Below are 14,592 nucleotides of genomic sequence, written 5' to 3'. Positions count from 1 at the left end.
TAGTTGTGACCAAGCTGGCATATCTTTCATGGTGGTGCCGGCTTGGTTTTATCATTTTTTATTATGACAAACAATCCAATCAAACGAACTGAGAAAAAAAGCAAAGCAAAAAGCAAATGGAGCAAACTGAATCATTGGCTTCATTTATGGCTTGGACTTTCGTCTGGAATAATTGTTTTTATCGTTGCGTTGACAGGCGTTTTATTTATTTTTTGTGATAATATTATTGATGGTCTTGCCTACAATTCTTTATATGTCAAAGAAGTAAAAGAAAAAAAACTAACTCCCGAAGAACTTTTAAAAGCATTCAAAAAACAGTATCCCGATAGAAAAGCGAGTTATTTTATTACCTATCGAAATCCTGAAAGAACCATAAAATTGGCTTCTTCAACAAAAGAAAGAGATTTGCAGTTTTCCTGGATTGATCCCTATACCGGAAAAGTTTTAACCTCTGGAAAAGCGTATGACTTTTTTTATGTGATTGCCCACATTCACAGCGGTCATATTCCGTTTGGTGATGCAGGAAATTTGATTGTAGAAATATCGGTATGGATCTTTTTAATTGAATTGATTACCGGACTTATCTTATGGTGGCCAAAAAAGTGGAACAAATCAACCAGATCACAAAGTTTTACCATTAAATGGAAATCTAGTTTTAAAAGGCTTAATTATGATTTGCACAACGTTCCTGGTTTTTACAATTTATTGCCAGCTTTATTGATTACCATAACAGGATTAATTATTGTCAATAAACCTCTAAATAAAGCGACACACAAAATTTTTGATGGAAAGCCACGCGCCTATGCCGTTATTAGAGATTTAAAACCAGAATATGACAGCACCAAAACATTTGCTCCACTAAATCCAATTGTAGAAAAACTATTTGCAAAAAATCCAGAAGCGGAACAAGTAAAATTATCGGTTCCCGCAAAAGACAGCATAACCAGTTTGTTTGCAGTTGCGGCTGAAGATATTGGACTAAAAGGCGTTCAAAACGGAAAAACTTTTTCTATAAACCGATACACAGGGAAAGAAATCGAAATTCCAGTAAAAGTCCTCAACGGATTAGATATCGACGATACGACAATGAATCTGCATATAGGTTTCTGGGCCGGATGGATCGGAAAAACACTAACCTTGTTTATTGGCCTAATTTGCATGTTTCTGCCCGTTACTGGGTTCTTAATTTGGTACGGACGTCAAAATAAAAAGAAAAAAACACAACCTATTTCCATATGAAAAAGATATTCCTACTCCTGCTCTTCTTTTGGTTTTCCAATTCCTTTTCTCAAGACAGCATAACGATTGGAAGCAAACACCGCATATTTTCAAAAGCTTTAAATGAAGAAAGAAGTTTCTGGGTCTATCTCCCACCCGATTATAATTCCTCAAAATTTGCTCCAGCAAAATATCCAGTGGTTTATTTATTAGACGCCGAAAGCAATTTTCATTCTTTTACAGGACTACAGCAATCGTTAGCAAAAGGTCCTTATGCAATGATACCACAAATGATTGTTGTAGGGATTACCAATACGAATAGAACGCGAGATCTGACACCTACTGAAGCAAACAGACAAGCTTTTTTTGACAAAAAGAAAAATATGTTTCAGCAAACTGGGGGCAATAAAAACTTTATTACTTTTTTAGAAAAAGAACTGCGCCCGTATATCGAAAAAAATTACAGAACTTCTGGTTATAATATATTAAACGGACATTCTTTTGGAGGTTTGACGGCCACAAACATTCTTTTGCATCACACCAAATTATTCAATTCTTACATCATTATTGATCCGAGTCTTTGGTGGGATAACGAAATTATGATCAAAAAAGCTGATTCTATTTTCAATAAAAAAGATTTTGAACAACGCAATATTTATGTGGCTATGGCCAATAAAATAAATATTCCGCAAGACACAACCACCGATATGGCACGTGGAATAAGAAAATTTGAAAAATTGCTGAACGACAAAAAAACAAAAAATCTACGCTGGGGATTTCAATATTATGAAAATGAAGACCACGGAACAATTCCGATTCCGGCTGAATACGACGGATTGCGATTTATTTTCAAAGAACATCTAGTTCAGGTAAAACAAGCTGTTCAAGATCCATCTTTAGTAGAAAAACAATATGCAAAACTTTCTGAACAAACGGGTTTTACTTTTGTTCCGAGCGAAAATTATCTGGATTGGATGGGAAATTATTGCTTAGATATTGAAAAAACAGATCAAGCGATCACCTTTTTTAAATGGGCTGAAAAATATTACCCTAAAAGCAAAAATGTGTATGTTTCTTTAGAAAAAGCTTATCTAAAGAACGGAAATGAAAAATTAGCCACCGATGCTCGAAAGCAGTTTCAAAATTAAACTAGAACGAATAGAAACACTTCCCTAATAATTCTGATTTATTTTTTTAGGCCTTGTTTATAGAATGAGGCCATTTTTTTCTTCTTAAATTCTTTCAAATAAAACTTTAGCAATTATTATTAATATTTATTCTAAATAAGAATTGCTAAACTGATTTTAAACTTTATATTTGCATTTAATTTCGGCAGGCAAGCAAAGTCAGCTATTCAATTATTTCTTTGGCATTAAAAATTGCAAAAGAAATTTCTAAAAACTATTAATCTTAATTATTATGAAATCGAAAACTTTAAAAACAATTACATTTTTACTTTTAATGTTAGTTGCAAGTCCACAATTATTTGCTCATGCACTTTGGATCGAAACAAAATCGACAGGAGTTAAAGGAAAAGCACAAGAAATTTCAGTTTATTTTGGAGAATTTTCTGAAAACGATATTACAAAAGCTGACAAATGGTTTTCAGATTTAAAAGATTTCTCTTTAGTAGTTATCAGTCCATCAAAAAAAGAAACTAAACTTACTTCAAAAGCTTTAGATAATAAATACCAAGCGTTTTTTACACCAGATGAAGATGGGGTTTATACTATTGTAATGCACCATACGGTTAAAGATGTTTATGGAACAATGAAATTAGATTACAATTCAAGTGCAACTGTTGTTGTTGGAAACAAAGCTACAGGAAACAACATTACATCAAACACCAATAAGATTGCTGTTTTCTCAGAAAATGCAGACGTTGCAAAAAAAGACAGCAAAATTAGTGGCGTAGCTTCTTATGATGGCGCTATAGCAAAAGAAACAAAAATTAAAGTAATAGCTCCAAACGGCTGGGAAAAAGAATTATGGACAAACGATAAAGGTGAATTTTCATTTACTCCTATCTGGTCAGGAAATTATATGGTTGAATATGCGCACACAGACAAATCATCTGGAGAACATAACGGCAAAAAATATGATGAAATTTGGAAAATGGCTACTTACCAAATTGCTGTAAAATAATAATACCCCTTCATTTTTAAATTAGTCTTAGTAAAAAACCTTGTTCGTAAGAGCAAGGTTTTTTTGTTTTCAATCCAATTCTTTAAAACCATTCTAAATAATAAATTAGAATGTAAAAACCAAAATCTTAAGCTAATCTTAAGGCAAAACTAATACAACTTTAAGTAAGAAAATCCTTTTATAAATTTTGTTAAACGCTATATGTAACTGTATATTTGCACAAAAAATTATTTTTATTAAATCTAAATAAATCACATGAAACATAGTTTACTACTTGCTTTATCTTTTATAAGTTTCGGTGCTTATAGCCAAGAATTTACAAGTGCAGAAAATACCACAACTGTAAGTGATACTGTTAAAAACAAAAAAGGAGAAATCTTAAATGAAGTTTTAATCACAGCAAACAAGCCTAAAAAACCAATTGAAGCAGCGCGTTCAGGAATTAAAGTTATGGACTTGCCACAAAGTGTTCAGATTATTGGAAGCGAAGTAATCGAACAGCAACAAGCAATCAGATTAAGTGAAGTAGTAAAAAACTTAAATGGTGTTTATGTAGGATCTGCTCGTGGTGGTGCACAAGAATCATTCTTTTCGAGAGGTTATGATATGAGTGCAAACAATATGTTCAAAAACAGTTTCCGTTACAATGCGGGTTCTATTCCAGAAGTTTCTTCTTTAGAAAAAGTAGAATTCTTAAAAGGAGGTTCAGCCTTATTGTATGGAAATGTTGCTCCAGGTGGAATTATGAACTTGGTTACCAAAACACCAAAATTCACAGAAGGTGGCGAGGCATCTATGCAAATAGGAAGTTATTCGTACTATAAGCCATCTATCGACTTTTACGGACCATTAAATAAATCTATTGCATACCGTTTTACTGGATCTTACGAGAACTCAGAAAGCTTTAGAGATTTTGTAAAAAACGAACGTATTTACATCAACCCATCGCTTTTGTTTCATCTTTCAGATAAAACTCAAATTACATTGCAAGGAGATTATTTAAGTGCAGACTGGACTCCTGATTTTGGTACCGGAATCTACGGAAAAACAATTTTAGATTTGCCTCGTAATGAGTTCTTTGGAGCACTTTGGTCTACTGCAAATACAAAATCTTCTAGTGCTTCCATGTTGTTTAATCATGACTTCAATAAAAATTGGAAATTGAACTTCAATTCGTCTTATCAAACATACAGAAGAACACAAACTTCTACAGCGCAATTAAGTACAATTGAAGCAAATGGAAACTGGAAACGTGGTTTAACCAAATCTGATGGTGCTGAAAACATTTTTGGTGATCAATTAAGTTTACAAGGAATTTTCAATACAGGAAAAATTAAACACCAATTATTTACTGGCGTTGATTATGAAAATTCTATTGCTCCAAGTTATACGTATGGTTTTTATGCAACACCAACTTCGACAACTGCAATTACGACCGAAGCTACACCAATAAATCTTTATAATTACGATTACAGCACGCAAAGTCTTAATGTACCTTATCCAACTAGAGCTACACAATTAGCAACTACAAATACACAACGTTTTGGTGCTTATGCTCAGGATTTGATTTCGGTTACAAAACATATTAAAGTGTTAGCAGGATTGCGTTGGTCATGGCAAGAAAGTTACGTTACAACTTCAAAAGAAGTAGTTACAAAAGGTGTTATCACAACTTCTCTTGATGATGCAGTAGCAGTTGATGGCGCTAAAACTATAAACAAAGCTTTTTCACCTAAAGCGGGATTGGTTGTTCAGCCTACTAAAGATTTATCTTTATTTGCAAGTTACTCTAACTCTTTTACACCAAATACAGGAACTACTGCAGATTTAAAACCTTTAGATCCTTCTATTATCGACCAATATGAGGTGGGTGTGAAAAAAGATTTCTGGAGAGGTTTATTGAGTACAAACGTTACCGTTTATCAAATTACAAATAACAATTTAGCGCAAACGGCTCCTTATTTAGCTGATGGTGTTACACAAAATACAAATACTGCGATTAAAGAATTAGTTGGTGCTACGAAAGGAAAAGGAGTTGAAATTGATATTACAGCTAATCCTCTTGAAGGATTAAGCATTATGGCTGGTTACAGTTTTAATGAAACCAAAGTATCTAAATCATCTGGAACAAACGGAAGTCTTGTTGTTGGAGATATTTTAGCAAGAACTCCAAAAAATACTGCCAATTTGAGCTTTTTCTACAAATTACCTAGCGGTTTATTAAAAGGATTAACTTTTGGAGCTATTGGAAATTATATTGGTGATCGTACAGGAGGTTGGAATGATGATTATTTATGGACTCCTGTTGTACCTGCAACAAATCCGCCAACTTATGTAGTAACAATTAGAGATCGTGATATCCCTCTAGAAGGATATGTTACTGTAGATGCTTCTCTTGGATATGACTGGAAGAAATTCTCAATCTTATGCCGATTATCAAACATTACAAATGAACTTAATTACACGGTTCACGAAAACTATAGTGTAAATCCAATTGCACCTCGTCAAATCATGACAAGCTTACGATACAAATTCTAAATTTTTGAATTAGATTTTAATTTGTTAAAACTATTCTTCTCTTTGTTTTTCTAAAAAAGCAGTGAAAGTTTTGGTTTAAATTTCAACAAAAACCTCATTTAGCAATAAATGAGGTTTTTATTTTTCAGTAAAAGAAAGTCCTCTTAATTATCTCTATTTTTGTTTTAAATTATCCATCTTAAACAAAACCAAATTCTATGTCAGATTCCAAACAAAACCAATTAAAAAAAACACTTGGATTAAGTTTTAACATTGCAGTATTAATTGGCGGAACAATTGGAGTCGGGATTTTGCGCACACCAGGCGACATTGCACATTTATTAAACAATTATTGGCTCATTATCGCTTCTTGGTTATTTGGAGGTTTATACGTTTTACTAGGAGCCAATTCCTATTCAGAATTGTCTACAATGCTGCCAAAAGCTGGTGGATCATATAATTATATCAAAAGAGCTTTAGGCGAATATGCCGGATTTTTATCGGGTTGGTTTGATTATATTGTCAATGCGATTCCTCCTGCTTTTTACTGTATAGTGATTAGCGAATATTCAATTATTTTATTCCCATCTCTTGCCAATTATTCTACTGTAATATCCATTTCTTTGTTAGTTGCTTTTGTATTACTTCATTTAAGTGGTGTCAAAAACGGAAGCGTTATTCAGCAAATTACAAGTTTACTAAAAGTGATTTGTTTTGTTGCTTTAATCATTGCTTGTTTTATTTATTCCGGAATTGATGTTCCAAAAATCAAAACCGACAGTTCAATCTTTCAAATCGGACTTATTTTTGGATTTTTCAAATCGTTACAGCTTATCATTGGAACTTATAATGGCTGGAACGCCGTTTGCTTTTTTGCAGAAGAAAATGACGATCCAAGCAAAAATATTCCGAAATCCTTGTACAGTGGTGTTTTGCTTGTAGTAGCCATTTATATTTTAGTAAATGCAGCTTTTTTTCATGTATTACCAATTGAAACTTTGGCCAAATCAAATCTTGCTGCTGCAGATGTTGCAAAAGCTCTTTTTGGAGAAAATGGAGCAATTGTAGTTACCGTAATTTCAATTTTCTCTCTAATTAGTATTTTGAATGCTTTTATGATGATTCCACCAAGAATCCTTTACGGACTAAGTCGTGACGGTTTTTTTATCGAAAGAGGAACTCAGGTCAATAAAGGCGGAACGCCAATTGTAGCGCTTTTAATTTCATCGCTTTTCAGTTTGTTTTTAATCTGTATTGGTTCTTTTGAAGTTCTGTTTTCTTTCGCCGCCTTTATGTCAATTATTGTTTGGGGATTAGCCTATTATTCACTTTTAAAATTAAGAACTAAAGAGCCAGATTTACCAAGGCCATATCGCTCTTTTTGGTATCCGTGGACCACTATAATTGCAATAATTGTCTCTATCGCGTTGTTACTTGGATTTATTTACAGCGATCCAAAAGGTTTTGCTATTATTATTGGAATTACTGTGGTTTCTTATCCTTTGTTTTTGGTTTTGAAAAGAAGAAAGTAACGCGTTTTTTGTCATTCCTCGTTCCTCGGAATGACAAACTGCATGTATAAAAACAACAAACCCGACAGGTTTTGAAACCTGTCGGGTTTAATTTTATAAAGTAATAGAAACTCTATTTCTTATTTCAAACCAGCCAAACTCTGCTCAATTGTAGCAATTTTTGCCAAAGCATCAGCTTGTTTTTGTTTTTCAATGTTTAAGACTTTTTCCGGAGCTCCGTTTACGAATTTCTCGTTTGAAAGTTTTGCTTCAACAGATTTCAAGAATCCTTTTGTGTAATTCAATTCTTCTGTCAGCTTTTTGATTTCAGCTTCAACATCAATATTTCCTGTAATCGGAATGAAATATTCATTTGATTTTACACGGAAAGACAATGCTCCGTCTACTTTTTCAGAAACATATTCGAAAGCCGAAACGTTTCCTAATTTCGTTATAATTGAATCAAAATACGTTGAAACATTCTCGCTGTTGATTCCTTTCAATTCGATTGCATCTTTAAACGGAATATTTTTGTCTTTTCTGATCGTTCTGATTCCTGAAATTACTTCAATTGAGTTTTCAAAATCTGAAATCAATTTTGCATCAAACGGTTTTAATTCTGGCCAAGTCGAAACGATTAAAGCTTCTTCCGGGGTTCTTTCAGCAATTAATTGCCAAATTTCCTCTGTCAAGAAAGGCATAAATGGGTGAAGTAATTTCAAATTACTTTCTAACATTTCGATCGCTTTCGCGAAAGTTACGCTATCAATTGGCTGTTGGTAAGCTGGTTTGATCATTTCTAAGAACCAAGAACAGAAATCATCCCAAACCAATTTATAAATGGCCATCAATGAATCTGAAATTCTGTATTTCTCAAAATTATCTTCAATGTCAACTAAAGTTTGTTGCAACTTCGCTTCGTACCATTCGATTGCCACTTTTGATGATTCCGGCTGTGGAATAGTTTCAGAAACTTCCCAACCTTTAATCAATTTAAATGCATTCCAAATCTTGTTTGAAAACGCTTTTCCTTGATTACATAATTCTTCATCAAACATAATATCGTTTCCTGCAGAAGCACTTAAAAGCAATCCTACACGAACACCATCAGCTCCAAAAGCATCGATTAAATCTAAAGGATCAGGAGAATTCCCTAATGACTTAGACATTTTACGACGTTGTTTATCACGAACTAAACCAGTCAAATATACATTTGTAAATGGTTTTTCGCCCGCATATTCATAACCTGCAATGATCATTCTGGCAACCCAGAAAAACAAAATATCCGGACCCGTAACCAAGTCATTTGTTGGATAATAATATTTGTAATCTGCACTTTCCGGATCCATAATTCCTCCGAAAACTGACATTGGCCAAAGCCAAGATGAAAACCATGTATCTAACGCGTCAACATCTTGTGTTAAATTGTTAATGGTTAATTGTGAATTGTTAGTTTTTTCCTGTGCTAACTTTAAAGCGTCTTCTATATTTTCTGCAACTACGAAATCTTCTTTTCCGTCTCCGTAATAATAAGCAGGAATTTGTTGTCCCCACCACAATTGACGAGAAATATTCCAATCGCGGATATTGTTTAACCAGTGTGCATACGTGTTTTCGAAACGTTTTGGATGTAATTTAATATCTCCTGTTTCTAAAACTGATTTTATCGCTGGTTTTACCAAATCTTCCATTTTCAAAAACCATTGATCTGATAATCTTGGTTCGATTACCGCTTTGGTTCTTTCAGAAGTTCCAACTTTATTTAAATGGATTTCGGTCTTCGCCAAAGCTCCAATTTCTTCTAGTTCTTTTGCAATTTCAGTACGAACCACAAAACGATCTTTTCCTTGATAATGTAATCCGAAGCTGTTTAATGTAGCATCTTCATTAAAAATATCAACGATTTCAAGATTGTGTTTTTCTCCTAAAGTTTTATCGTTCATATCGTGTGCAGGCGTTACTTTCAAACATCCTGTTCCGAATTCAACATCTACATATTCGTCTTCGATAATTGGAATAACTCTTCCACAAATAGGAACGATAGCTTTTTTACCTTTTAAATGTGTAAAACGCTCATCATTTGGATTGATACAGATTGCAGTATCTCCAAAAATAGTTTCAGGACGCGTTGTAGCAATCGTCAAGAAATCTTCTGAACCTTCGATTTTATATTTTAAGAAAAATAATTTTCCTTGTTGTTCTTCGTAAATAACTTCTTCGTCAGATAAAGTCGTTTTAGCTTCAGGATCCCAGTTTACCATTCGGTAACCTCTGTAGATTAATCCTTTGTTGTATAAATCAACAAACGATTTAATTACAGATGCTGACATATCTGGATCCATAGTAAATTTGGTACGTTCCCAATCACACGAAGCACCTAATTTCTTAAGTTGCTCCAAGATTGTTCCGCCATATTTGTCTGTCCATTCCCAAGCGTGTTTTAGGAATTCTTCACGAGTTAAATCATTTTTATTGATTCCTTCTGCTTTTAATTTAGCCACCACTTTTGCTTCAGTAGCAATCGATGCGTGATCCGTTCCCGGAACCCAGCATGCGTTGAAACCTTTTAAACGTGCACGACGAATTAAAACATCCTGAATCGTATTGTTCAACATATGTCCCATGTGAAGGACTCCAGTGACGTTTGGCGGTGGAATTACAATAGTATACGGCGTTCTATGATCTGGTTCTGAATGAAAATAATTGTTTTTCATCCAGTAATCATACCATTTGTTCTCAATCGTCTTAGCGTCAAATTGTGCTGGAATTGTCATTTATTAGGTTGTTTAATCGTTTAACTGTTTAATCGTTTTTTTGTTTAACTGTTTAATTGATTCTTGCTTTTTCAAATCATTAATCGATTAAACGAATTAACGATTAAACAATTAAACAGAAAAATTGGTTCAATTTTTGTAATTATAACTGACAGCAAAAGTAAATAATTAAAGACACTATAAAAAGCGAATTATTAATTTGTGTGTTAATTAAAAGAATGTATATTTACTTACAATTTAAAATAATTTCAAATGAAAAATGTTGCCTCGTTCATTGCAATCGTATTGTTCAGCGCAATCGGTTATGCGCAAAATGGCCCAAAAATCGAATTTTCGGCACAGGACAATACAATTGATTATGGAAAAATTTCGAAAGGTGATAATGGAGTCCGCTCTTTTGAATTCACCAATACTGGCGATGCCCCACTGTTAATTATCGGAGCAGAATCGACAGTAAGTTCTATTGTAGTTACTAAACCAGCCGCTGCGATTCAGCCTGGCAAAAAAGGAAAAATTGATGTAAAATACAATATGGTTTCTGGCCCTATTCGTAAAACAATTACCGTAGAAACCAATGCTGTCAATTATCCTGACGGAAGAGTTGCCTTAAAAATTAAAGGTGAAGTTTTATAAATAAATTAAAATCTTAAAATACAAAAAGCCGTTTCTAAAATTAGAAACGGCTTTTTATTTCAGCATTATCAAATCTTTGTCAAAGTTTTGAACTTTGACAAAGATCGTTATAAACAAAATCTTCTTTATTTTTTATCTGCGCATTCTGCACTCTCAAATTTATATTTTACACGATCAAAATCGATTGGTTTATCTTTTAGCAAATAAGTAACCCCCATTGTAGTTTGCATCTCTCCTTTTCCAAGAATTAGCTGTTTGTCTTTTTTAAGAAATGCCATTGGGTTTTTGAACGTTTTGTTTTTATTCGTTACTTCAACAAAAGTATAATCGGCAAACAAAGTATCCCCATGAAATTCTCCCAAAATCTCACCTGTTGTTTCTGTTGCTTGAGCCACTTTCATGATCATATTTCCAGCTATTTTTCCGTTTTTCAACTTATTCAACTTAAGCTGTAGCGTATCTTTCTCATAAATTGCCTGATAACATTCACTGCTAACAATTTTTTCGCCTTCGGCTTTCGCAGCTTCAATTTCTTTTTGTTTTTCTTCGTTTTTACAGCTTTGGAATCCAATGCAAGTAATTAGCAAACATGATAAGGCCAGATTTTTCATAATTAGATATTTTATTTTGATACGGTTATTTTATAAAATTAAATAAAAAAGAAGCCAAAAAAAAGGCTTCTTAATTAAATTTATGTTTTTTATAAAATCTATAATTTCTTAATTACAAATTCAGATCTTCGGTTTAATTCATGATCTTCTTCTGAACAAGCATCATCAGTTTTACATTTTATAATTGGTACTGATTCTCCATAACCTTTTGCAGAAACACGACTAGCATTTATTCCTGACTGAATAATAAATTCTCTTGTCGAATTGGCTCTTTTTTGAGACAGTTCTTCATTAAATTTAGCATTTCCTCTAGAATCTGTGTGAGAACCAATCTCGATTACCATTCCTGGATATTTGTTCATCAAAGCCACTACTCTGCCCAAAACCACCTTAGATTCTTTACGAATATACCACATGTTGTAATCAAAATAAATAGGATCTGTTTTGATAATCAATCGATCCTTATCATCTTTTACAACATCTTTTTCCTGTTTTAAAATCTCAGCTACTTTCTCTTTTTTCTTGACTTCTTCTGCTTTTATTTCATCAGCTTTCGCTTTTTTTGCTGCTTCATTTAGAGCAATAATTGCCAACGCTTCTTTTTTCTTATTTTCTTCTTCTAAAATAAGTTCTTGCTTTCTTTTGTTTTCAGCAAGCTGTTTTTCTTCGAGTTTAATAGCATCTAAAGATTTTAGTGCCAATGAACCATCGTTAGTAACATTTCTAGTTTTTCCAATGGTCAAAATTTTAGATTCGTTTGTATATTTTTCTTTGAAAGCAACAACAGTATACGAACTTTCGCAAGCCACCGTAAAACTGAATTTTCCGTCTGCCGAAGTTGTAATTGTATTTAAAGTCTTTTTATCAGCATCCTGTAGCATTACAGTTGCATTTTCTAATGCTAAATTTGTGTCAACATCAGTAATTGTACCGACGATAAACTGTTTACAATCTTCTACAATTAATTCTTTTGTTTCTTTAAATTGATAAATATCGTCACTTCCTTTTCCGCCATCTCTATTGGAAGCAAAAAAACCTTCTTTTGTAGTGGCATCAATATTAAACGAAAAATCATCTAAATTAGAATTTAAAGGTAATCCGATATTTACAGGTTCAGAATATTCACTTCCGTTAATTTCTGAAACAAAAACATCAAGTGATCCATAACCTAAATGTCCATCAGAAGAAAAATAAAGTTTATTATCAGAAGCTACAAAAGGAAACTGTTCTCTTTTATCAGTATTGACAATTGGACCTAAATTTTTTGGTGTATCAAATGCTCCTTTGTTGATATTTACCGAATAAATATCAAAAGAGCCAACAGATCCAGGCATATCAGAAGAAAAATACAACACTTTTTCATCAGCACTTAACGCAGGATGTTCTACTGAATAATTTGCACTGTTAAACGGAAGCGAAACTACATTTGTCCATTTCCCGTCAACCAATTCTGCTTTGAAAATTTGAAGATTTGAAACTTTCTTGTCGTCTGTTTTTCTTGTTTTATTTTTTGAATTGTTTCTCGTAAAATAAACCGTTTTTCCATCTTTTGTAAAAACCGCATTCGATTCGTGCATTCCAGTTTTTAATTCTGTTGCAAAATAACCTAGGTTTGGTTCGACTGCATTAATTTCATTTAAAGGAACTGAAACTAAATTTAAATAGGTTTCATTGTCCCATTTAAACTTTTTGTCAAATAATCCGGGTTTTAATTTTACAGCAGCAAAAACCAAATTATCTTTGTACTTAACCGCTCCAAATTCAGAATTTGGTGTATTTAATCCTAGATTTTTAATTTCAAATCGGTTTCCTATTGCCGAAACATTTTCAAGCTCTTTCAGCTCCTTTTGAAAATAAACAGAATCTTTACTTGTAGTAGATGAAGCATAATACTGTTTCAGCGCCACATTTGCATCAGCATAACTATTGGTTGCTTTTAAAGTTTGAGCATATCTAAAATAATATTCACGATTTAAATCCTTATTATAATTTTGAAATAACAGTCTGTAATAACGCTGTGCTTTTACTAAATTATTAGTGTAATAATAAGAGTCTGCCAAATTTTTAATGACTTCCTGTGAAGGATTTTCTTCGGCTAATTTTTCATATAGAATAATCGATTCTGCATAATATGTTTTATCGAAGAATCGTTTGGCTCTTGCCAATTCTTTATCTTGAGCGTTTATAAACTGTATTGAAAATACGAATATAATAACGAGTAATTTTTTCATACTTTTCATCTTAGAAGAATCTTGGTGATTTATCAAATCCTTTTCCTAATAAATCTAAATCGAACAGAAGCATAATTTCATGCGTTCCCGAATTAAACTGACCTAAATTTGAAAGTGTATAATCGTATGCATAACCAACTCTCAGCGATGGTGTAACATTAAAATTAAACAAAGCACTTACTGAATCATCAATTCTATAGGCTACACCAAATTCAAGCTTCTCATTGTACAATGCATTTGCTGTCAAATCAACAGAAACTGGAGCCCCTTTTACAAATCTTGACATAAATGCCGGTTTCAATTTTAAATTATCATTAATTTGAAAAACATACCCTCCTGTAAAAAACATGTGTATTTCTTCAGCACCAAAAGCATTTACACCAGATTTTTCTTCAATGTATTTTGTCTTCAATAAATTAGGTGCTGAAAATCCCAAATACAAATTATCTCTAAAATAATAAGCTCCAACACCAATATTAGGCTTTGTTGCATTTATGTTTTGCGAAAAAGCAAAATCAGTTGCGGGATCGCTGAATTTAAATCCGTTAAAATTAGTCTGCATTGATGATACGCCAGCTTTAAGTCCTAAGGAAAGTTTGTTTTTTCCTCCTAAGTTCAAGACATAGGCAAAATCAGCATAAATATTATTCTCCTTTTTTGCGCCGTCGCCAATATCATCCGAAATAAATGAAAGTCCTACTTCAACTTTTTCAGATAAAGCAGTATGTCCAAAAAACGTGAAGGTTTTTGGAGCTCCCACTGCCCCAACCCATTGTGTTCTGTAAAGTCCCCCAAAATTCATCATTAAAGGAGTTCCGGTTGCATAGGCCGGATTTACCACACTCATATTATACATATAATGCGTGTATTCAGGATCCTGTTGTGCAGAAACAGTCGTAAAGCAAAAGAGAAAAGTTATGTAGAGTATTATTTTTTTCATTTGAAAAATAGA

The 14,592-nt window shown here is 32.9% G+C and carries 10 protein-coding genes; 6 read left to right on the top strand and 4 right to left on the bottom strand.

Annotation, left to right across the window (positions count from 1 at the left end; genetic code table 11):
- The first annotated feature begins 63 nt into the window (after window positions 1-63).
- The 5 genes from RB619_RS00980 to RB619_RS00960 all read left to right on the top strand — a co-directional run bounded on the left by RB619_RS00980 (window position 64) and on the right by RB619_RS00960 (window position 7,412).
- The gene (locus RB619_RS00980; protein ID WP_308092985.1) at window positions 64-1,239 is read left to right on the top strand and encodes a PepSY-associated TM helix domain-containing protein; all 1,176 of its coding nucleotides are present in this window, start codon (window positions 64-66) and stop codon (window positions 1,237-1,239) included.
- The gene (locus RB619_RS00975) at window positions 1,236-2,366 is read left to right on the top strand and encodes an alpha/beta hydrolase-fold protein (protein ID WP_308092983.1); all 1,131 of its coding nucleotides are present in this window, start codon (window positions 1,236-1,238) and stop codon (window positions 2,364-2,366) included. The genes RB619_RS00980 and RB619_RS00975 overlap by 4 nt, the downstream gene beginning before the upstream one ends.
- Before the next feature lie 271 nt (window positions 2,367-2,637).
- The gene (locus RB619_RS00970) at window positions 2,638-3,363 is read left to right on the top strand and encodes a DUF4198 domain-containing protein (RefSeq protein ID WP_308092977.1); all 726 of its coding nucleotides are present in this window, start codon (window positions 2,638-2,640) and stop codon (window positions 3,361-3,363) included.
- Between the two features lie 255 nt (window positions 3,364-3,618).
- On the top strand, window positions 3,619-5,901 hold the full coding sequence (locus RB619_RS00965; protein ID WP_308092974.1) for a TonB-dependent siderophore receptor: 2,283 nt from the start codon (window positions 3,619-3,621) through the stop codon (window positions 5,899-5,901).
- A 197-nt stretch (window positions 5,902-6,098) separates the two neighbouring features.
- Entirely contained in the window at window positions 6,099-7,412 is a 1,314-nt protein-coding gene (locus tag RB619_RS00960) for an APC family permease (RefSeq protein WP_308092972.1), read from the top strand.
- 119 nt (window positions 7,413-7,531) lie between these two features.
- Here the strand turns inward: RB619_RS00960 and RB619_RS00955 are convergent, their stop codons facing one another.
- Window positions 7,532-10,165: a valine--tRNA ligase gene (locus tag RB619_RS00955; RefSeq protein WP_308092969.1), complete on the bottom strand. Its 2,634-nt coding sequence runs from the start codon at window positions 10,163-10,165 to the stop codon at window positions 7,532-7,534.
- Window positions 10,166-10,417: 252 nt separating this feature from the next.
- Here RB619_RS00955 and RB619_RS00950 point away from each other — a divergent pair, with 252 nt between their 5' ends.
- Window positions 10,418-10,798 (top strand): DUF1573 domain-containing protein, encoded by a 381-nt coding sequence (locus RB619_RS00950; protein WP_308092965.1) that lies wholly within the window; start codon window positions 10,418-10,420, stop codon window positions 10,796-10,798.
- A 125-nt stretch (window positions 10,799-10,923) separates the two neighbouring features.
- Here the strand turns inward: RB619_RS00950 and RB619_RS00945 are convergent, their stop codons facing one another.
- The 3 genes from RB619_RS00945 to RB619_RS00935 all read right to left on the bottom strand — a co-directional run bounded on the left by RB619_RS00945 (window position 10,924) and on the right by RB619_RS00935 (window position 14,580).
- Window positions 10,924-11,409, bottom strand: a complete 486-nt coding sequence (locus tag RB619_RS00945) for a hypothetical protein (RefSeq protein ID WP_308092962.1) — start codon at window positions 11,407-11,409, stop codon at window positions 10,924-10,926.
- 98 nt (window positions 11,410-11,507) lie between these two features.
- On the bottom strand, window positions 11,508-13,640 hold the full coding sequence (locus RB619_RS00940) for an OmpA family protein (RefSeq protein ID WP_308092960.1): 2,133 nt from the start codon (window positions 13,638-13,640) through the stop codon (window positions 11,508-11,510).
- A gap of 10 nt (window positions 13,641-13,650) precedes the next feature.
- Window positions 13,651-14,580: a type IX secretion system membrane protein PorP/SprF gene (locus tag RB619_RS00935; RefSeq protein ID WP_308092957.1), complete on the bottom strand. Its 930-nt coding sequence runs from the start codon at window positions 14,578-14,580 to the stop codon at window positions 13,651-13,653.
- Window positions 14,581-14,592 lie beyond the last annotated feature (12 nt).

The sequence above is a fragment of the Flavobacterium sp. LHD-80 genome, from assembly GCF_030929605.1.
Lineage (GTDB): Bacteria > Bacteroidota > Bacteroidia > Flavobacteriales > Flavobacteriaceae > Flavobacterium.
Note: the sequence above shows the minus strand (reverse complement) of the source record. Positions and strands in the feature narration are given on the sequence as shown.